This is a genomic window from Variovorax sp. J31P179, from assembly GCF_030316985.1.
Taxonomy (GTDB): domain Bacteria; phylum Pseudomonadota; class Gammaproteobacteria; order Burkholderiales; family Burkholderiaceae_C; genus Variovorax; species Variovorax ginsengisoli_B.
Genome location: NZ_JASZYL010000004.1, coordinates 36,776 through 53,693, shown reverse-complemented (window position 1 = coordinate 53,693; position 16,918 = coordinate 36,776). Strand labels below are relative to the sequence as shown.

Here is a 16,918-nt window from a genome sequence, read left to right as displayed (position 1 = left end):
GCTGGATGCAAGGCGCCCGCGCGCAGCAAGGCTTGCGCCTTGCAAGCGCGGGCAACGCCGCAGACGGCCCCTTTGCTCGGCAACCCGAAGGGAAGGTATGCCAGGGCGGGCCACTCGGCGTTGCGCTCCTTGCATGTGCCAACGCACATGCGGCGTCGCGCGCCTTGATTGGCCCGCCCTGGCATACCTTCGCGACCCCGGAAGTAGTGTGAACAGGCCCTGGCCGCGCCCCCTACACTCGGGGCCGATGGAAACTCTCACCCTGGTGACCCTGATCGTCATCGGCGCCTACCTCGTCAACTCGCAGCAGCAGCGCCGGCGCATCGCGCTGCTGGGCAGCCACCTCGGCCACTACCAGATCGAGAAGCTGATGGAGAACCTCACCGAAGGCTACCTGCGCTGTCTCGGCGAGGACGATCCCGACCGCCGGGCCCAGATCTGGGGCCTGCTCGACAGCACCGAGGCCAAGCTGTCGGCGCAGTTCGACAGCTTCGCGGCCGAATTCGCGCAGGTCGGCGAGAGCGAGGCGCGGGTCAGCAAGCTGCCGCTGGCGCTGCCCTTCGTTGCGCAGCTGCTGCCGGCCGCGACCTTCGACCTGCGCCAGGCCTTCGCGATCCATGCCCGCGGAATCGCCGGCGTGATGCGCAACGAAGCGCAGCGCTCGCCGAAGGCCAAGGCCTACATGATGTCGGCCGAACTGTTCCTGATGCAGCACAGCTGCCATTGGTATTGCAAGTCGAAGGCGGTGGCCTCGGCGCGGCTGTTGGCACGCCACAAGACCTCCCACGCGCAGGTGCTCGACGCCGTGAGCGCCGAGACCCGCAAGGCCTACGCGGCGCTCACCGGTCAGTGAAGTGACAGCAGCGGCAGCGTGAGCGTCGCCAGCGCGCCGCCGCGCGGCGCGTTCGCGAGTTCGACCCGGCCGCGATGCAGGGCCGCGATCTCTTTCACGAAGGCCAGCCCGAGCCCGGTGCTCTTCTTCTGGCTGTGGGGCCGGGCGAGCGAGTAGAACTTCTCGAAGACCTTGTCCTTCGCATAGTCCGGGATGCCCGGACCGCGGTCGCGCACGCTGACGGTGGCCCGGCGCGAACTGGCTTCCAGCGCCAGCAGCACCTCGGCGCCCGCGGGCGAAAAGTCGATGGCGTTGTCGAGCAGGTTGCTGATCGCGCGGCGCAGCAGGAAGGGGTCGCCTTCGACGCTGGCCTCGGCATGGATCGCGACCTGCACGCGCACTTCGCGCCGCGCGGCCGCGGCCTGGGCACCGGCAGCCACCTCGCGCAGCAGGGGCCCCAGCGCCACCGGCTCGCTGCGGTCCAGTGCACGCCGGGTCTCGAGGGCTGTGAGCTCCATCATGCGGTCGACGATCTCCTGGATGCGCTGGGTTTCGTGCGCAATGTTGCCGAGGAAGCGCTCACGCTCGGCCTGCGGCATCGACGGCTCCTGGATCAGCTCGGCGGCGCCGCGGATGGCCGACAGCGGGCTCTTGATCTCGTGCGTGAAGGTCTGCACGTAGTCGGCCACGTAGTTGCGGCCGGTGAAGGCGTCGCGCATCTCGCCCAGGCCGCTGCGCAGCGTGTCGGCGGCCCGGCGCAGCATGCGGCCCAGGCTCAGGCTGCGCTGGGCGCGCAGCCAGCCGACGTAGTCCGAGATCAGCCCGAAGGGACGCACCAGCCAGATCGAGACGATGACCGCGCCCATCAGCAGGGCCAGCGCCGAGCCGACGCCGACCCACAGCGTGCGGGCCCGCGCGTCCTCGACGAACTGGCCGAAGCTCTGCACCGGCTTGCCGACGCTGACCACACCGACGATCTCGCTGCCCCAGCGCACCGGCGCGCCCACGTACATCACCGAGCTCAGCGGATCGCCGGCGATGTCGCGCGTGGTGCGCGCGCCGTAGGTGCCCGCCAGCGAGCGGCTGACGTCGCTCCAGCGCGAGAAGTCGGCGCCCAGGTTGCGGCCCTGCGAATCGAACAGCACCCGGCCGTTGCGGTCGGTCACGTACATCCGCAGTTCCACGTGGCGCTTGTGCAGGTTGTAGATCTGGGCCGAGAACTGGCGCGCATAGACCGAGCGGAACAGGGGCTCGAGCCGCGCGGTATTGATCGCCCCGGCGATCACGTCCTGCTCGACCAGGCTGGCCATCAGCTGCGAGGCCTCGACCAGCGATTCTTCCGCCGACTCGCGATAGCGCGGGTCGATGTCGATCACCACGCGGTAGAGCAGGAAGGCGATGCCTGCCGTGTAGATCAGCAGGATGCCGAGAAAGATGCGGGTCCGGCTGGTCACGGCATGGCCCCCACGCTCCCCCACTGCGTGTGGGTCGCTGCCCCCCGAGGGGGCCGCAGGCCGCCTTGGGAGCGGCCCGGCGCCGGCCTGGTACTCATGGAGCAGGCGGCAGTTCTTCGTTCAGCGCATAGCCGGTGCCGCGCAGCGTGCGGATCGGATCGACCTCGGGCGCGATCGCCTTGAGCTTGGCGCGCAGCGTCTTCACGTGCGCATCCACGGTGCGGTCGAAGCTGTCGCTGGCCTCGTCCCAGACCAGCCGCAGCAGGTCGTCGCGGGTGTAGACCCGCCCGGGCCGCTGCACCAGCAGCCGCAGCACGCCGTACTCGTAGCGCGAGAGTTCGAGCAGGCGGCCGTAGTAGCGGATCTGCATGCGTTCGAGGTCGAGCGCGAACGGCGTCGCGGGCGCGGCCGGGGCGGGGGCCGGCGCCGGGGAGGTGGCCGCCGCCGGCACTCCCTGGGCGCCGCGGCCGCTGCGGCGCAGGATCGTCCGCACCCGCGCCACCAGCTCGCGCGGCGAAAAGGGCTTGGCGATGTAGTCGTCGGCGCCGAGTTCCAGGCCGACCACGCGGTCGATCTCGTCGCTGCGTGCGGTCAGGAACAGCATCGGCACCTGCGCCCCGCCGGGCAGGGCCTGCAGCCGCTTGAACAGCTCGAAGCCGTTCATGTCGGGCAGTCCGACGTCGAGGATCGCGAGCGCCGGCGGCTCGGCCGTGAATTGCGCGATGGCCTGGGCGGCCGTGGCGCACCAGACCGGGACGAAGCCGTCGGTGCGCAGTACGTACTGCAGGGTGTCGGCGATGCCGGACTCGTCTTCGGCGATCAGGATCCGCGGGTTGGAGAGCATGCGGCGATGGTAGCCAGCCGGGGCGCCGGTGCGGCGCTGGTCTCTGAAGTTTGGCCGTATGACGAACGAACACTATGCAACCGCACTCACTTTTTGTAGTATGTAAGTATGCAAGTACAAAATCTCACAGATTCTGCTTCTGCTGCTCCGCCGGTGACTGCCAGCCGCGGGCGCACGGCTGCGCCCTGGCTGCCGATCGAGCGGGTGGATGGCAATTCGCTGAGTTACGACGACTTCCTCGCCCGCTACATGCACGGGAACCGGCCGGTCGTGATCTCGAATGTCGGCAAGGGCTGGGCGGCCATGCGCACCTGGACGCCGGAGTACTTCAAGCAGCGCTTCGGCAGCAAGCCGGTCGCCATCGGCTACGAGCGGAACATGCCCTTCGACCGCTTCATCGACGAGGTGATCGCCTCCAGCGCGGAGAACCCCGGCCCCTACATGTACCGCTCGTTCCTGCACGAAGTGTTGCCGGAACTGCTGCCGGACGTGGTGCCGCAGAACAAGTTCGCCTTCCCGCGCCGCTTCTCTAGCCCGCTGATGCCGGAGAAATGGCGCCGCCCGGACGGCTACCTGAAATTGCTGATCGGCGGTGTCGGCAGCAAGTTTCCGGTGATGCATTTCGACGGCGAGAACGCCCACGCCCAGATCACCCAGATCTATGGCGACAAGGAATTCGTGGTTTTTCCGCCCACCGACACGCCCTATCTGTATCCGCGGGTGGCGTTCCCCAATCATTCGACCGTCGACGACCCGGTGATGCAGAACCGCGAGCGTTTTCCGCTGCTCGCCAAGGCGACGCTCTACCGGACCGTGCTCAAGCCCGGGGACATGATCTTCGTGCCGGCGCGCTGGTGGCATGCCGCGCGGGCGCTGTCGACCTCGATCTCGGTCTGCACCAACATGCTGGACCCGTCGAACTGGCAGGGCTTCCAGGACGAGGTGGCCGCCGAGGAGGCGAAGAAGTCGCCGGAAGCCGGTGCCCGGCTGGGCGGCCAGCTGGCGCGCATCGACCGGATCCTGACCCGGCTCGAGCGCTTCCAGAAGGAATCGCCCGCCCTGGCGCGGGCCCTGGTGCTGCCGGCCAAGCTCGCACCGCTGACCGCCGAGGCGGCGCCGGACCCGTCCCGGCGACAGCTGCGCATCCGCATCCCGACCTCCTGAGCATTCCCGGGCCGGGACGGCCGCCGGGCTACTGCGCCCGGTAGCCGGCGTTCTCGATCGCGACGATGATGTCCTGCCGAGGGTGCTGGCTGACGACGTCGACATGCCCGGTCTCGAGGTCGACCGTGACCTGCGCGCTGGGATCGATCGTCTGGACCGCGTTCTGCACCACGCCGGCGCAGTGGCCGCAACTCATGCCCGTGACCTGGAACTTCTGGCTCATCGTGATGGCTCCTTCATGTGGTTGAAGCGCGAGTTTGAACCTTTCCCCCATGTCAATGTCCAGTGAGGGGGCGCTTCCTGCGGTACAAACAGCAAGTTTTTTCACTTCACTAACCCACCCATGCGAATCCTTCTGGTCGAAGACGATGAGGTCCTGCGCGGCGTGATGCTGCGCAGCCTGGGTGACGCGGGCCACCGCGTCGACGTGGCGGCCAACGTAGAGGACGCCGACCACCTGTGGCGGGTGCAGACCTTCGATGCCGTGCTGCTCGACCTGAACCTGCCGGCGACCTCCAGCCCGACCAGCGGCCTCGCGAGCGGCCTTGCGGCCTTGCGCCAGGCGCGGGCCCGCGGCGACCGCACCCCGGTTCTGGTGTTGACCGCCCGCGACCGCACCGACGAGCGCATCGCCGGCCTGGACGCCGGTGCCGACGACTACCTCGGCAAGCCCTTCGACCTGGCGGAGGTCGAAGCCCGGCTGCGGGCGCTGGTGCGCCGGGCCCAGGGCACCGAGGACATCGCGCTGCTCGGACAGCTGCGTCTCGACCGGCGGGCGCGCCGCTTCGCCGTCGGGGGCGTGCCGCTGGACCTGCCGGCGCGCGAGTTCGAGGTGCTGTGGGAGCTGATGAGCCCGCCCGGGCGCACGGTCAGCAAGCGCGAGCTGTCCGACAAGCTCTCGACCTTCGACGAATCGCTCGGCGACAACGCGCTCGAGGCCTTCATTTCTCGGCTGCGCAAGAAGCTGGTCGCCAGCGGTGCCGCCATTCGCACGCTGCGCGGCATCGGCTACCTGATGGAAGCCGAGACGTGAGCGGCGGCGCGGCGGCCGCGCCCTCGCTCATCGCGCGGGTGCTGCGTCGCGTGCTGCTGCCGCTGGGCCTGACATGGCTGCTGGGCACCGCGGTGGCGCTGGTCGTCGCCAGCTATTTCGCCGAGCAGGCCTTCGACCGCGCGATGCTGGACGACGCCTATTCGGTGTCGGCCAACGTGCGGGCCGGCGAGCGCGGCGTCGAGCTTCTGCTGTCGCCGCGCGAGATGAACAACCTGCTGTTCGACCAGGCGGAGACGGTCTACTTCGCGGTGCTGCGGCCCGATGGCTCGCTGCTGGCCGGCGACGCCGGCCTCCGTGCGCCGGCGCCGCAGGACGGCGCACGCCACCGCTTCTCGCGCATCGACTACCAGGGCCAGGCGTTGCGGGCGGTGGTGCTCAACCAGGAAGAGCCGCTCGCCTATCGGGTCGTCATCGCGCAGACCACGCGCGGGCGCGCCTCGCTGGTCGAGAAGCTGCTGGCGTATTCGCTGGCGCCTCAACTGGTGCTGCTGGCGCTGCTGGCGGCCTGGATCTGGCGCGGCATCGATCGCGAGCTGCACCCGCTGGGCGACCTGCGGCGCACGCTGGAGCGCCGCGATGCCCATGACCTGGCGCCGGTGCCGGTGGCTCGCAGTTCGCGCGAGCTCGAGCAGCTCGGCGACACGCTCAACGCGCTGTTCGAGCGTCTGGCACGCAGCGCCTCCGCGCAGCGCGAGTTCGCGGGCAATGTCGCGCACGAGCTGCGCACGCCCCTGGCGGGCATCCGTGCACTGGCCGACTACGGCCTGGCGCAGCGCGATCCGGCGGCCTGGCGCGAACAGCTGCAGCAGATCCTCGCCAGCCAGGTACGGGCCAGCCACCTGGTCGACCAGCTGCTGGCGCTGGCGCTGGCGGACGAGGGCCATACCCGGCTGCAGCGCGAGCCCCTGCGGCTGGACCAGCTGGGGCAGCAGGCGGTGCTGCGGCACCTGGCGCGCGCCGATGCCCAGGGCGTCGATCTCGGCGGTCTCGGACTCGAGGAAGGGGTCACGGTGGCTGCCAATGCGGCGCTGGTCGAGGGCATCCTCGACAACCTGATCGACAACGCGCTGCGCTACGGCGGCCATACCATCACCGTGGAACTGTCGGGCCGCACGCTGAGCGTGGTCGATGACGGCCCGGGCATCGCGCCCGATGCCCAGCCCGACCTGCTGCAGCGCTGGGCACAGGGCCCGGCGGGCCAGAAACTCGGCCAGGGCGCCGGGCTGGGCCTGGCGATCGTGGCCCGCTACGCGAAGCTGCTCGGCGCCGAGCTGAGCTTCGCAAGGGCCTCCGACGAGGGCGGGCTGCGCGTCAGCGTGGCTTTCGCCGCCGACGCGCAGGCGGCCGTTCAGGCCAGGGCCGGGTAGTCGGTGTAGCCGGCTTCGCCGCCGCCGTAAAAGGTGTTCTTGTCCCACGGATTCAGCGGCGCCCCTTCGCGCAAGCGACGCACCAGGTCCGGGTTCGAGATGAAGGGCCGGCCGAAGGCGACCAGGTCGTCGCCTTCCTTGAGCGCTTCTTCGGCCAGCGGCTTGTCATAGCCGTTGTTGACCATCCAGGCGCCCTTGCCGCCGGCCGCGCGGTAGGCGGCCTTCAGCGCCTCGTAGTCGAAGGGCCGGTCGTCCAGTTCGCGCGGGCCACCGGTGGCGCCCTCGATGACGTGGATGTAGGCCAGGCCGAGCGGTGCCAGCTGGCGGACCACGTAGTCGAACAGCGGTTGCGGGTCGGCGTCGTGGACGTCGTTGGCCGGCGTCACCGGCGACAGGCGGATGCCGGTGCGGCCACCACCCACCGCGTCGACCACCGCGCGCGTGGCCTCCAGCAGCAGGCGGGCGCGGTTGGGGATGCTGCCGCCGTAGTCGTCGCTTCGCTGGTTGCTGCCGGTCTTCAGGAACTGGTCGAGCAGGTAGCCGTTGGCGCCATGGATCTCGACACCGTCGAAGCCGGCGGTCTCGACCGCATTGCGCGCCGCGGCGGCATAGGCGTGCACGATGCCGGGCAGCTCGGCCGCATCGAGTGCGCGCGGCTCGGAGGTCTCGACGAAGGTCGGCACGCCGTCCTTGATCAGCACGGTCTTGGTCTTGGCGGTGATCGCGGAGGGGGCGACCGGCTGGCCGTTGTCGGGCTGCAGCTCGGTGTGCGAGACGCGCCCGACGTGCCACAGCTGGACCACGATCTTGCCGCCCTCGGCGTGCACCGCATCGGTGACGCGCTTCCAGGCGTCGAGCTGGTCGGTGCCGTAGAGGCCCGGCACGTCGGCGTAGCCCTGGCCTTGCTGGCTGATCGCGGTGGCTTCGGTGATCAGCAGGCCGGCGGAGGCGCGCTGCGCATAGTAGGTGGCGGTGATGTCGCGCGGCACGGCATTGGGGGCCCGGTTGCGCGTCAGCGGCGCCATCACGATGCGGTTGTCGAGCGCCAGATCGCCTGCCTGGACGGGATCGAAGAGAGAGGACATGAACGGAGTGCCTGTTGTTGAAGATGAGGGAAGAGAACGCGCAAGGGTAAACCCCGAATCGCAACCCTGCTGTCGCACGGTTGTCCTGTTGGTGCTAGTCACTGCCGCAGAATGGGCGGATCCGCATGCCTTCGACGCCCGCCTCGCTCACGCCCGCCCAAGCACTCCGTCTCGCATTGGCGCTGTCGCTGGGGGCAGCCGTCTCGCTCGGCATCACCCGCTTCGCCTATGGCCTGCTGCTGCCACCGATGCGCGCGGACCTGGGATGGAGCTATGCACTGGCCGGCGGCATGAACACCGCCAATGCCGCCGGCTACCTGCTGGGTGCGCTGCTGACGCCGGCGCTGATGCGGCGCTTCGGCGCGGTGCGGCTGCTGGTCGGCGGTGCGGTCGCGGCCAGTCTCTTCATGGCGGCCAGCGGCTTCGTCGTTTCGGCGCCGGCGCTCTTGCTGCAGCGCCTGCTGGCCGGCCTGGCCAGTGCCTGGGTGTTCGTTTCAGGCGGCCTGCTCGCGGCCCGGCTCGGCAGCGCGCAGCCGTCGCGCGCGGGCTTGTTGCTGGGGCTCTACTACGGCGGCACCGGCTTCGGCATCACGCTGTCGGCGCTGCTGGTGCCCGCGGTGCTGCAGGCCGCGGCCGGGGCACCGCATGGCTGGGCCTGGGCCTGGTGGGCGCTGGCGCTGGCCAGCGTCGCGGCCACCGCGGTGCTGGCGTTCGCGGTGCGCGCGTTGCCGGGGGAGGGTGCCGTTGCCGCAGCGCCGACACCGGCGCCCGCGGCGGGCCGGCCGGCCTGGCCGATCCGGCGCTTCGGCTGGGCGTTGGCGGGCTATGCGCTGTTCGGTGCCGGCTACATCGGCTACATGACCTTCGTCATCGCGCTGCTGCGCGAGCAGGGCGCGAGCCCCGGCGACATCACGCTGTTCTACGCCTTGCTGGGCGTCGCCTGCGTGGCGTCGGCCCGCCTGTGGGCCGGCCTGCTCGACCGCTTCCGCGGCGGCGGCCCGCAGGCACTGCTGAACGCGCTGCTCGGGGTGGCGACCCTGCTGCCGGTGCTCAGTCCGGCCTGGCCCGTGACGCTGGCCTCGGGCCTGATGTTCGGTGCCGTCTTCCTGTCGGTCGTGGCGTCGACGACGGCGCTGGTGCGGCACAACCTGCCGGCCGCGCAATGGGCGGCCGGCATCAGCGCGTTCACGATCGTCTTCGCGCTCGGCCAGATCGTCGGCCCGACCGTGACCGGCTGGATCTCCGACGGCCGCGGCGGCCTCGCCGGCGGCCTGGTCGCGTCGGCCCTCGCATTGTGGGCCGGCGCCTTGCTGGCGTGGCGTCAACGGCCCGCTTGAGGCCTCAACGGATTACTTTGTGAGGCCTTCTGCCTTCAAGGCTTCCTGGACCGCGGGGCGGGCGGCGACCCGCGCGTGCCAGGCGCTGAGCTTCGGCAGGTCGGCGATGTCGACGCCGGTGGGCTTGGCCCAGTTGGTGACCGCGAACAGGTAGCCGTCGGCGACGCTGAAGGTGTCGCCCATCAGGTAGTCCTTGTCGGCCAGCTGGCTGTCGAGCCATTCATAGCGCGAGCGCAGCTTGGTCTTGGAGATGGCCTTGCCTTCTTCAGGCATGCCCGGATTGAACAGCGGCGAGAAGCTCTTGTGGATCTCGGTGCCGATGAAGGTCAGCCATTCCTGCAGCCGGTAGCGCGGCATCGTGCCGTTGGCCGGCGCCAGGTTTTTGGTCGGCGCCAGGTCGGCGATGTACTGCAAGATGGCCGGGCCTTCGCGCAGGCGGGTGCCGTCGTCGAGTTCGAGCATCGGCACGTAGCCCAGCGGGTTGATGCCGTAGTAGTCGGTGCCATCCTGCAGCTTGTGGCTTTTGGTGCTGGCGAGAACCGGTTCGAAGGCGAGGCCCGCTTCGCGCAGGGCGATGTGGGGCGACAGCGAGCAGGCGCCCGGCGAGTAGTACAGCTTCATTCGAAAAACTCCAGTGAATAGGCGAAATGCGTTTTTGACGCGTTCTTGACGACGCGACAGCGATGCTAAGCGGTTTCACGGCGCGCGTTTTTGTCCTACGGTGCCTTGGGCGCCGCGACTATGGGGCCTTCGCGCGCGGGTTCCTAAGCTTGCGGGCACCGCGACGGGGTCCGTCGTTCAAGGAGTCCACTCATGTTGAAGTACGCCATTGTCTTCGCCGTCATCTCGTTGATCGCCGGTGCCCTGGGGTTCGGCGGCGTGGCGGCCGGCGCGGCCGGCATCGCCAAGGTGCTGTTCGGGCTGTTCCTGGTGCTCGCGGTCGTCTTCCTCGTGCTGGCCGCCCTCGGCGTGGGCGCGGTGAAGAAAGCCCTGGACTGAGCGCCTGCCCATGCACTTCTCCCACATCGATGCGCTGCTCGAATACGAGGTCGCCGCACCTTCGCACCTGCTGTTCAACATCGAGGCCGCGCGCAGCGGCGCGCAGGCGCTGATCAGCGAAGACCTGGTCATCGAGCCCGCGGTGCCGCTGCAGGCCTTCTGCGACGAAGGCAGCGGCAACCGCTTCGTGCGCTTCGATGCGGCGCCCGGGCCGCTCAGGATCCGCTACAAGGCCCACGTGCAGCGCGCCTGGGCGGAGGTCCCGACCGACCTGGCGGAAGTGCCGGTCAACGAGGTGCCGAACGAGATCCTCCACTACCTCATGCCGAGCCGCTACTGCGAGTCGGACCTGATGTCGCGCTGTGCGCTCCAGCTGTTCGGCGACCTGCCGCCGGGCATCGGGCGCGTGCAGGCGATCGTGGACTGGATCCACGACAGCATCACCTACGAGCCGGGCAGCAGCGACTCGACCACCACGGCGCGCGAGGTCTTCGTCCAGCGTGCCGGGGTTTGCCGCGACTTTGCCCATCTCGGCATCACCTTCTGCCGGGCGCTGAACATCCCGGCCCGGCTGGTGGTGGGCTATGTCTGGTTCGACGAGCCGCCGCAGGACTTCCATGCGGTGTTCGAGGCCTGGCTGGGCGGGCAATGGGTGCTGTTCGATGCGACGCGGATGGCGCCGGTCGACCGGCTGGTGCGCGTCGGCACCGGGCGGGATGCCAAGGATGTGGCTTTCTGCACCCTCTTCGGCCCCGTGACCATGACGGCCAAGACGCTGAGCGTGCACGAACTTCAGGATGAGCGCCAGGCTGCGCCGGTCGAGCCGCGTCCGAGCGGTCAGATCGTGGGCATCGAAAAGCCGGTGGCGCTGCCGACGCAGGAACTGGCGTCGGCGCACGAGGTCAGCGCCATCGATTGAGTTCCAGATGCTATCAAAATGATAGCATCGGATCCAATGCCGGTGGCCATCGGCGCCAGGCATCGGGACGACCGCCTTACCCTCACGACTGCACGGAAGTGCGTCGGCGATTAAAATCACCGCCCCTTCCCGAGCGCGCACGCGTGGTGCGCCCCATCCCATGCTGTACCCCGAAGAATTCGATGTGATCGTCGTCGGCGGCGGCCATGCCGGCACTGAAGCCGCGCTGGCCTCCGCCCGCATGGGCGCTCGCACCTTGCTGCTGACCCACAACATCGAGACCCTGGGCCAGATGAGCTGCAACCCCTCGATCGGCGGCATCGGCAAGGGGCATCTCGTGAAGGAAGTCGACGCACTCGGCGGCGCGATGGGGATCGCGACGGACGAAGGCGGAATCCAGTTCCGGATCCTCAATTCGAGCAAGGGGCCCGCGGTTCGGGCGACCCGGGCGCAGGCCGATCGCATCCTGTACAAGGCGGCGATTCGCCGCCGGCTCGAGAACCAGCCGAATCTGTCGTTGTTTCAGCAGGCGGTCGACGACCTCATGATCGAGGGCGATCGGGTTGTGGGCGCCATCACGCAGGTGGGCATCGCCTTCCGGGCGCGGGCGGTGGTGCTCACGGCGGGCACCTTCCTGGACGGGCGCATCCATGTGGGTCTCGACAACTACCAGGCTGGCCGGGCAGGGGACCCGCCGGCGGTCAGCCTGTCGGCCCGGCTCAAGGAACTCAAGCTGCCCCAGGGGCGCCTGAAGACCGGCACGCCGCCGCGGCTCGATGGCCGGACCATCGATTTCTCGAAGTGCACCGAACAGCCCGGGGACGGGATGCCGGGCGGCGCCGGCCCGATGCCGGTGTTCAGCTTCATGGGCCGGGCGGAGATGCATCCGCAGCAGGTGCCTTGCTGGATCACCAACACCAACGCCCGTACCCACGACATCATCCGTTCGGGATTCGATCGCAGCCCGATGTTCACGGGCAAGATCGACGGCATCGGCCCGCGTTATTGCCCGAGCGTGGAGGACAAGATCAACCGCTTCGCCGACAAGGAGAGCCACCAGATCTTCCTCGAACCCGAAGGGCTGACCACCCACGAGTTCTACCCCAACGGGATCTCGACCAGCCTGCCCTTCGACATCCAGTACCAGCTGGTGCGCTCGATGGCGGGCCTCGAGAACGCGCACATCCTGCGTCCCGGCTACGCCATCGAATACGACTATTTCGATCCCCGCGAACTCAAGAGCAATTTCGAGACGCGCGCGATCCAGGGCTTGTTCTTCGCTGGGCAGATCAACGGCACGACGGGCTATGAAGAAGCGGCAGCCCAGGGGCTGTTCGCGGGCATCAATGCGGCCCTGCAATGCCGGGGCGAAGCCGCGTGGCTGCCGCGGCGCGACGAGGCCTACCTGGGCGTCCTGGTCGACGACCTGATCACCAAGGGCGTGACCGAGCCCTATCGCATGTTCACGAGCCGGGCCGAATTCCGGTTGCAGCTGCGCGAGGACAACGCCGACATGCGCCTGACCGAGGCGGGTCGCAAGCTTGGCCTGGTCGACGATGCGCGCTGGGACGCCTTCTCCCGCAAGCGCGACGTTGTTTCACGTGAAACAGAGCGGCTGCGTTCGATCTGGGTCAATCCGCGGAACCTGCCGGCTGCCGAGTCGGAGCGGGTGCTGGGCAAGGCGATCGACCACGAATACAACCTCGGCGACCTGCTGCGCCGCCCGAACGTCAGCTACGCCTCGCTGATGTCGCTGGACGGCGGAAAGTACAGCGCACCCGAGGCTCCGGGTGCGGTCGAAATCGAGCAGATCGAGATTGCGGCCAAGTATTCGGGCTACATCGACCGCCAGCATGACGAGGTCGAGCGCGCCGCTCATTTCGAGAACCTCAAGCTGCCCGAGACCTTCGATTACGGCCAGGTCAAGGCGCTGAGCTTCGAGGTGCGGCAGAAGCTGGCCAAGCACCGGCCCGAGACGCTGGGCATGGCCTCGCGCATTTCCGGTGTCACGCCGGCAGCCATCTCGCTGCTGATGATCCATCTTCGAAAGGGCGGGCACCAGGCGTTCGCCCGCGACACGCTCGAAGCAGAAATCCCGGCCGCCGAATGAGCCAGGAGCAACTGCTGCGCGAAGGCTCGGCCGCGCTGGGCCTGGCGCTGACCGACGTTCAATGCGAGCGCCTGCTGGCCTACGGCGCACTGATCCTCAAGTGGAACAAGGTCTACAACCTGACCGCGCTGCGCGATCCGGCGACGGTGCTGACGCACCATCTGCTCGACAGCCTGTCCGTGATCGCACCGTTGCGTCGCGAGTGTCCAGGCGCCGCGAATTTGCTGGACGTTGGCGCCGGCGCGGGGCTGCCCGGGGTGGTCATCGCCATCCTGCGCGACGACGTCCAGGTCACTTGCCTCGATGCCGTGGCCAAGAAGGCGGCCTTCGTCCAGCAGGTGGCGTCGGAGCTCCGGTTGAAGAATCTGCGCGGGCTGCACGCCCGGGTAGAGGCGCTGCAAGGCAGCTATGAGCTGATCAGCTCTCGCGCATTCGCCTCGCTGGCGGATTTTGTCTCGGGCTCGCAACACCTGCTGGCGCCGCACGGCAAGTGGATGGCCATGAAGGGCAGGGCGCCGGATGACGAAATCGCCCAGCTTCCGGCCAGCTGTGAGGTGTTTCACGTGGAACAACTCACGGTTCCGGGGCTGGACGCCGAGCGTTGCATCGTCTGGATGCGAAAACCCGGCGTCTGATCGACGCTCCGCGCGTCGACCTCGCTTAGACTCGACGCACTCCCCATTGAGGTACTTTGCATGTTCGGCATCGCTGATTACGGCGCGTTCGTCGCGGCCATCGTTCTATTTCTCGCGATTCCCGGGCCTGGCAACCTCGCGCTGATCACGTCGACGGGCAAAGGCGGCATCCGCGGCGGCTTGGCCGCCACTTTCGGGGTGATCGCGGGCGACCAGGTGCTGATGTGGGCCGCCGTGGCCGGCGTCGCCGCACTGTTGACCGCCTATCCGGCCGCATTCAGTGCCGTCCAATGGCTCGGCGCCGGTTACCTGGCCTGGCTGGGCCTGAAGATGATCCGGGCCAAGCCCGGCGCGGCCCCGATCCTGAACATACGGCCGAGGCAGTACTTCCAGCAGGCCGTGACCATCACCTTGCTGAATCCCAAGGCCATCGTCTTCTACATGGCCTTCTTCCCGCTCTTCATCGATCCCAGCCGCCACCAAGGCCTGGCCACCTTCGGGGCGATGGCCGCCACGATCGCTTTCCTGACCTTCATGTACGGACTGATCGTGACCTTGCTGACCTATTTCCTGGCCGAGCGCCTGCGCGCCAATCCCAAGGTTTCGGGTGCACTGGGCAAGTTGGCGGGCGTGTTCCTGATCGCCTTCGGCTTCAAACTGGCCATCTCTCGCTGACATGGCAAAGATTTTCTGCATAGCGAACCAGAAGGGCGGCGTCGGCAAGACCACGACCACGGTGAACCTGGCGGCCGGCTTGGCCAAGGTCGGGCAGCGGGTCCTGATGATCGACCTCGATCCGCAGGGCAACGCCACCATGGGCTCGGGTGTCGACAAGCGCCAGCTGGAGACCACGGTGTACGACGTGCTGCTCGAATCGGCGTCGGTCGCCGAGGCCCGGGTTCGGTCCGAAGCCTGCGGCTACGACATCCTCGGCGCCAACCGCGAGCTGGCCGGTGCCGAGGTCGAGATGGTGGCGCTCGACCGGCGCGAGAAACGCCTGCGCACCGCCCTGGCCGCGGTCGGGGCCGAATACGACTACATCCTGATCGATTGCCCGCCGAGCCTCAGCCTGCTCACCCTCAACGGACTGTGTGCCGCCCACGGCGTGATCGTGCCGATGCAGTGCGAGTACTTCGCGCTCGAGGGGCTGACCGACCTGGTCAACACGATCAAGCAGGTGCACGCGAACCTCAACAAGAACCTTCAGATCATCGGCTTGCTGCGGGTGATGTTCGATCCGCGCATCACCCTGCAGCAGCAGGTGAGCGAGCAATTGAAGGCGCATTTCGGGGACAAGGTGTTCGACACCGTGATCCCGCGCAACGTGCGCCTGGCCGAAGCGCCGAGCTACGGCCTGCCAGGCGTGGTCTTCGATCCGCCGGCCAAGGGCAGCCTGGCCTTCGTCGCCTTTGCCCAGGAGTTGGTGGACAAGATGCCGCCGGCCAGCGCGATGGCATCGGAGGCCGCAAGCCCGCCCGTGCCCGCCCCGATGGACGCACCGCCGGTGGCGGTCCAACTGCCGGACAGCCTTTGACCGCCCCCAGGATCCTGCTGCTGCCCGGCTGGCAGAACAGCGACGAGGCCCACTGGCAGAGCCGCTGGGAAGCGCTCCATGGCGATCACCGGGTCGAGCAGCACGACTGGATGCGGCCGCTGCGGGGCGACTGGAGCGCCCGGCTCGAAGAAGAGGTGCTGGCCGCCCCGGGTCCAGTGGTGCTGGTCGCGCACAGCCTGGGCTGCATCCTGGTGGCCGCCTGGGCCGCGCACTCGGGCCATACGGCCAAGGTGCGGGCCGCGTTGCTGGTGGCGCCCGGCGACCTGGAACGCGACGACCTGCGCCAGATGATTCCCGGCTGGGCGCCGATCGTGCGCCAGCCGCTGCCATTTCCTTCGCTCATGATCGCCGGCCAGGACGACCCGTACTGCGAGGCCGCGCGTTCGCGCCAGATGGCGCGCGACTGGGGCGCACGCTTCGTCGATGCCGGCGCCCGCGGCCACATCAACGGCGAATCCGGCCTGGGCGACTGGCCCGAAGGCCGCGCACTGCTGAACCAACTACTGAAAGACCAATGACCTCCATGGCCACCAAAAAACCAAAGGGCCTCGGCCGCGGCCTCGAGGCCCTGCTGGGCCCGACCTTCAACGGTTCGGACACCGCGGTCAACGACGACTCGGTGGTACCGAATCCGACCACCTTGCAGCTCGACCAGATGGTGCCTGGCGTCTACCAGCCCCGCACGCGGATGGACGAGGGCGCGCTCTACGAGCTGGCCGAGAGCATCAAGGCGCAGGGCATCATGCAGCCGATCCTGGTGCGCCGGCTCGACAGCGATGCGGCGCGCGAGAAGAAGGCCGAGTTCGAGATCATCGCGGGCGAGCGGCGCTTCCGTGCCGCCGGGCTGGCCGGCCTGGAAAGCGTGCCGGTACTGGTACGCGACGTGCCCGACGAGGCGGCCGCCGCCATGTCGCTGATCGAGAACATCCAGCGCGAAGACCTCAATCCGCTCGAAGAGGCCCAAGGCCTGCAAAGGCTGGTGCAAGAGTTTGGGCTTACTCACGAGTCCGCCGCACAGGCCGTGGGGCGTTCGCGCAGTGCGGCCAGCAACCTGCTGCGCCTGCTCAACCTGGCCGAGCCCGCCCAGGCCATGCTGATGGCCGGCGACATCGACATGGGGCATGCGCGCGCGCTGCTGTCGCTCGACAAGGGCACGCAGATCACCGCGGCCAACCAGATCGCGGCCAAGAAGATGTCGGTGCGCGAAGCCGAAGCGCTGGTCAAGAAACTGGCGGCCGAGTTCAGTCTCTCGCCGTCGCCCCGGCGCGGCGCCGCCGAGAAGTCGCGCGACCTGCTTCGGGTCGAGGAGGAGCTGGCCGACCTGCTGGCGGCCGAAGTCGAAGTCCGCATCAAGAAGCGCACCCGGCGCGGCGGCAAGGTGGAGGAGAGCGGCGAACTGGCGATCCACTTCGGCTCGCTCGACGCGCTCAACGGCCTCATCGACCGCATCCGCCAAACGGCCTAGCTCGCCGCCCGGCGTCCCTTGCTTCTGGTTGAATTGATTTCAACCAGTTACCCGTCCTATGCTCCCGCTACAACTTTTAAATCAAAAGTTCTAAGAGG

Annotated in this window: 18 protein-coding genes and 1 pseudogene; 14 read left to right on the top strand and 5 right to left on the bottom strand. The window is 68.6% G+C overall.

Annotated features, from left to right (window positions below):
• Positions 1 to 247: 247 nt before the first annotated feature.
• Positions 248 to 853 (top strand): hypothetical protein, encoded by a 606-nt coding sequence (locus tag QTI17_RS11365; protein ID WP_286533178.1) that lies wholly within the window; start codon positions 248 to 250, stop codon positions 851 to 853.
• Here QTI17_RS11365 and creC read toward each other — a convergent pair.
• Both creC and creB read right to left on the bottom strand, forming a co-directional pair.
• Positions 847 to 2,286, bottom strand: a complete 1,440-nt coding sequence (gene creC, locus QTI17_RS11360; protein WP_286533176.1) for a two-component system sensor histidine kinase CreC — start codon at positions 2,284 to 2,286, stop codon at positions 847 to 849. The genes QTI17_RS11365 and creC overlap by 7 nt on opposite strands.
• A gap of 94 nt (positions 2,287 to 2,380) precedes the next feature.
• On the bottom strand, positions 2,381 to 3,130 hold the full coding sequence (gene creB / locus QTI17_RS11355) for a two-component system response regulator CreB (RefSeq protein ID WP_286533170.1): 750 nt from the start codon (positions 3,128 to 3,130) through the stop codon (positions 2,381 to 2,383).
• A 153-nt stretch (positions 3,131 to 3,283) separates the two neighbouring features.
• On the opposite strand from creB, the gene QTI17_RS11350 reads away from it, so the two are divergent.
• Complete coding sequence (locus QTI17_RS11350; protein WP_286533169.1) at positions 3,284 to 4,294, top strand: cupin-like domain-containing protein; 1,011 nt, start codon at positions 3,284 to 3,286, stop codon at positions 4,292 to 4,294.
• Between the two features lie 28 nt (positions 4,295 to 4,322).
• Here QTI17_RS11350 and QTI17_RS11345 read toward each other — a convergent pair whose 3' ends face one another.
• On the bottom strand, positions 4,323 to 4,517 hold the full coding sequence (locus QTI17_RS11345; RefSeq protein ID WP_286510471.1) for a heavy-metal-associated domain-containing protein: 195 nt from the start codon (positions 4,515 to 4,517) through the stop codon (positions 4,323 to 4,325).
• A gap of 120 nt (positions 4,518 to 4,637) precedes the next feature.
• On the opposite strand from QTI17_RS11345, the gene QTI17_RS11340 reads away from it, so the two are divergent.
• Complete coding sequence (locus QTI17_RS11340; RefSeq protein WP_286533168.1) at positions 4,638 to 5,327, top strand: response regulator transcription factor; 690 nt, start codon at positions 4,638 to 4,640, stop codon at positions 5,325 to 5,327.
• Positions 5,324 to 6,715: a sensor histidine kinase gene (locus QTI17_RS11335; protein ID WP_286533167.1), complete on the top strand. Its 1,392-nt coding sequence runs from the start codon at positions 5,324 to 5,326 to the stop codon at positions 6,713 to 6,715. Before QTI17_RS11340 ends, QTI17_RS11335 begins: the two co-directional genes overlap by 4 nt.
• Here QTI17_RS11335 and QTI17_RS11330 read toward each other — a convergent pair.
• Positions 6,697 to 7,800: an alkene reductase gene (locus QTI17_RS11330; protein ID WP_286533166.1), complete on the bottom strand. Its 1,104-nt coding sequence runs from the start codon at positions 7,798 to 7,800 to the stop codon at positions 6,697 to 6,699. The two genes, QTI17_RS11335 and QTI17_RS11330, sit on opposite strands and share 19 nt — an antisense overlap.
• Positions 7,801 to 7,925: 125 nt before the next feature.
• On the opposite strand from QTI17_RS11330, the gene QTI17_RS11325 reads away from it, so the two are divergent.
• Positions 7,926 to 9,137: a YbfB/YjiJ family MFS transporter gene (locus tag QTI17_RS11325; RefSeq protein ID WP_286533165.1), complete on the top strand. Its 1,212-nt coding sequence runs from the start codon at positions 7,926 to 7,928 to the stop codon at positions 9,135 to 9,137.
• A gap of 12 nt (positions 9,138 to 9,149) precedes the next feature.
• Here QTI17_RS11325 and gstA read toward each other — a convergent pair whose 3' ends face one another.
• A complete protein-coding gene (gene gstA, locus QTI17_RS11320; RefSeq protein WP_286533164.1) occupies positions 9,150 to 9,758 on the bottom strand; it encodes a glutathione transferase GstA in 609 nt (202 codons plus the stop codon).
• Positions 9,759 to 9,833: 75 nt separating this feature from the next.
• Here gstA and QTI17_RS35040 point away from each other — a divergent pair.
• The 9 genes and pseudogenes from QTI17_RS35040 to QTI17_RS11280 form a co-directional block, all read left to right on the top strand.
• A pseudogene (locus tag QTI17_RS35040) lies at positions 9,834 to 9,905 on the top strand (twin-arginine translocation signal domain-containing protein); the annotation flags it as partial.
• 45 nt (positions 9,906 to 9,950) lie between these two features.
• Positions 9,951 to 10,136, top strand: a complete 186-nt coding sequence (locus QTI17_RS11315) for a DUF1328 family protein (protein WP_286510477.1) — start codon at positions 9,951 to 9,953, stop codon at positions 10,134 to 10,136.
• A gap of 10 nt (positions 10,137 to 10,146) precedes the next feature.
• Positions 10,147 to 11,055, top strand: a complete 909-nt coding sequence (locus QTI17_RS11310) for a transglutaminase-like domain-containing protein (RefSeq protein ID WP_286533163.1) — start codon at positions 10,147 to 10,149, stop codon at positions 11,053 to 11,055.
• A gap of 160 nt (positions 11,056 to 11,215) precedes the next feature.
• Positions 11,216 to 13,165, top strand: coding sequence for a tRNA uridine-5-carboxymethylaminomethyl(34) synthesis enzyme MnmG (gene mnmG / locus QTI17_RS11305; RefSeq protein ID WP_286533162.1), 1,950 nt, complete (start codon positions 11,216 to 11,218; stop codon positions 13,163 to 13,165).
• On the top strand, positions 13,162 to 13,800 hold the full coding sequence (gene rsmG / locus QTI17_RS11300) for a 16S rRNA (guanine(527)-N(7))-methyltransferase RsmG (RefSeq protein WP_286533161.1): 639 nt from the start codon (positions 13,162 to 13,164) through the stop codon (positions 13,798 to 13,800). Before mnmG ends, rsmG begins: the two co-directional genes overlap by 4 nt.
• A gap of 60 nt (positions 13,801 to 13,860) precedes the next feature.
• Positions 13,861 to 14,475, top strand: a complete 615-nt coding sequence (locus QTI17_RS11295) for a LysE family transporter (protein WP_286529284.1) — start codon at positions 13,861 to 13,863, stop codon at positions 14,473 to 14,475.
• A 1-nt stretch (position 14,476) separates the two neighbouring features.
• Complete coding sequence (locus QTI17_RS11290) at positions 14,477 to 15,334, top strand: ParA family protein (RefSeq protein ID WP_286533160.1); 858 nt, start codon at positions 14,477 to 14,479, stop codon at positions 15,332 to 15,334.
• A complete protein-coding gene (locus QTI17_RS11285) occupies positions 15,331 to 15,873 on the top strand; it encodes an RBBP9/YdeN family alpha/beta hydrolase (RefSeq protein WP_286533159.1) in 543 nt (180 codons plus the stop codon). Before QTI17_RS11290 ends, QTI17_RS11285 begins: the two co-directional genes overlap by 4 nt.
• Before the next feature lie 5 nt (positions 15,874 to 15,878).
• The gene (locus QTI17_RS11280; RefSeq protein ID WP_286529290.1) at positions 15,879 to 16,820 is read left to right on the top strand and encodes a ParB/RepB/Spo0J family partition protein; all 942 of its coding nucleotides are present in this window, start codon (positions 15,879 to 15,881) and stop codon (positions 16,818 to 16,820) included.
• Positions 16,821 to 16,918 lie beyond the last annotated feature (98 nt).

Coding starts and splice junctions, on each gene's coding strand:
- QTI17_RS11365 (WP_286533178.1), top strand. CDS start 248: ATGGAAACTCTCACCCTGGTGACCCTGATCGTCATCGGCGCCTACCTC.
- gstA (WP_286533164.1), bottom strand. CDS start 9,758: ATGAAGCTGTACTACTCGCCGGGCGCCTGCTCGCTGTCGCCCCACATC.
- QTI17_RS11295 (WP_286529284.1), top strand. CDS start 13,861: ATGTTCGGCATCGCTGATTACGGCGCGTTCGTCGCGGCCATCGTTCTA.
- QTI17_RS11345 (WP_286510471.1), bottom strand. CDS start 4,517: ATGAGCCAGAAGTTCCAGGTCACGGGCATGAGTTGCGGCCACTGCGCC.
- creB (WP_286533170.1), bottom strand. CDS start 3,130: ATGCTCTCCAACCCGCGGATCCTGATCGCCGAAGACGAGTCCGGCATC.
- QTI17_RS11310 (WP_286533163.1), top strand. CDS start 10,147: ATGCACTTCTCCCACATCGATGCGCTGCTCGAATACGAGGTCGCCGCA.
- mnmG (WP_286533162.1), top strand. CDS start 11,216: ATGCTGTACCCCGAAGAATTCGATGTGATCGTCGTCGGCGGCGGCCAT.
- QTI17_RS11340 (WP_286533168.1), top strand. CDS start 4,638: ATGCGAATCCTTCTGGTCGAAGACGATGAGGTCCTGCGCGGCGTGATG.
- QTI17_RS11315 (WP_286510477.1), top strand. CDS start 9,951: ATGTTGAAGTACGCCATTGTCTTCGCCGTCATCTCGTTGATCGCCGGT.
- QTI17_RS11325 (WP_286533165.1), top strand. CDS start 7,926: ATGCCTTCGACGCCCGCCTCGCTCACGCCCGCCCAAGCACTCCGTCTC.
- QTI17_RS11280 (WP_286529290.1), top strand. CDS start 15,879: ATGGCCACCAAAAAACCAAAGGGCCTCGGCCGCGGCCTCGAGGCCCTG.
- rsmG (WP_286533161.1), top strand. CDS start 13,162: ATGAGCCAGGAGCAACTGCTGCGCGAAGGCTCGGCCGCGCTGGGCCTG.
- QTI17_RS11290 (WP_286533160.1), top strand. CDS start 14,477: ATGGCAAAGATTTTCTGCATAGCGAACCAGAAGGGCGGCGTCGGCAAG.
- QTI17_RS11330 (WP_286533166.1), bottom strand. CDS start 7,800: ATGTCCTCTCTCTTCGATCCCGTCCAGGCAGGCGATCTGGCGCTCGAC.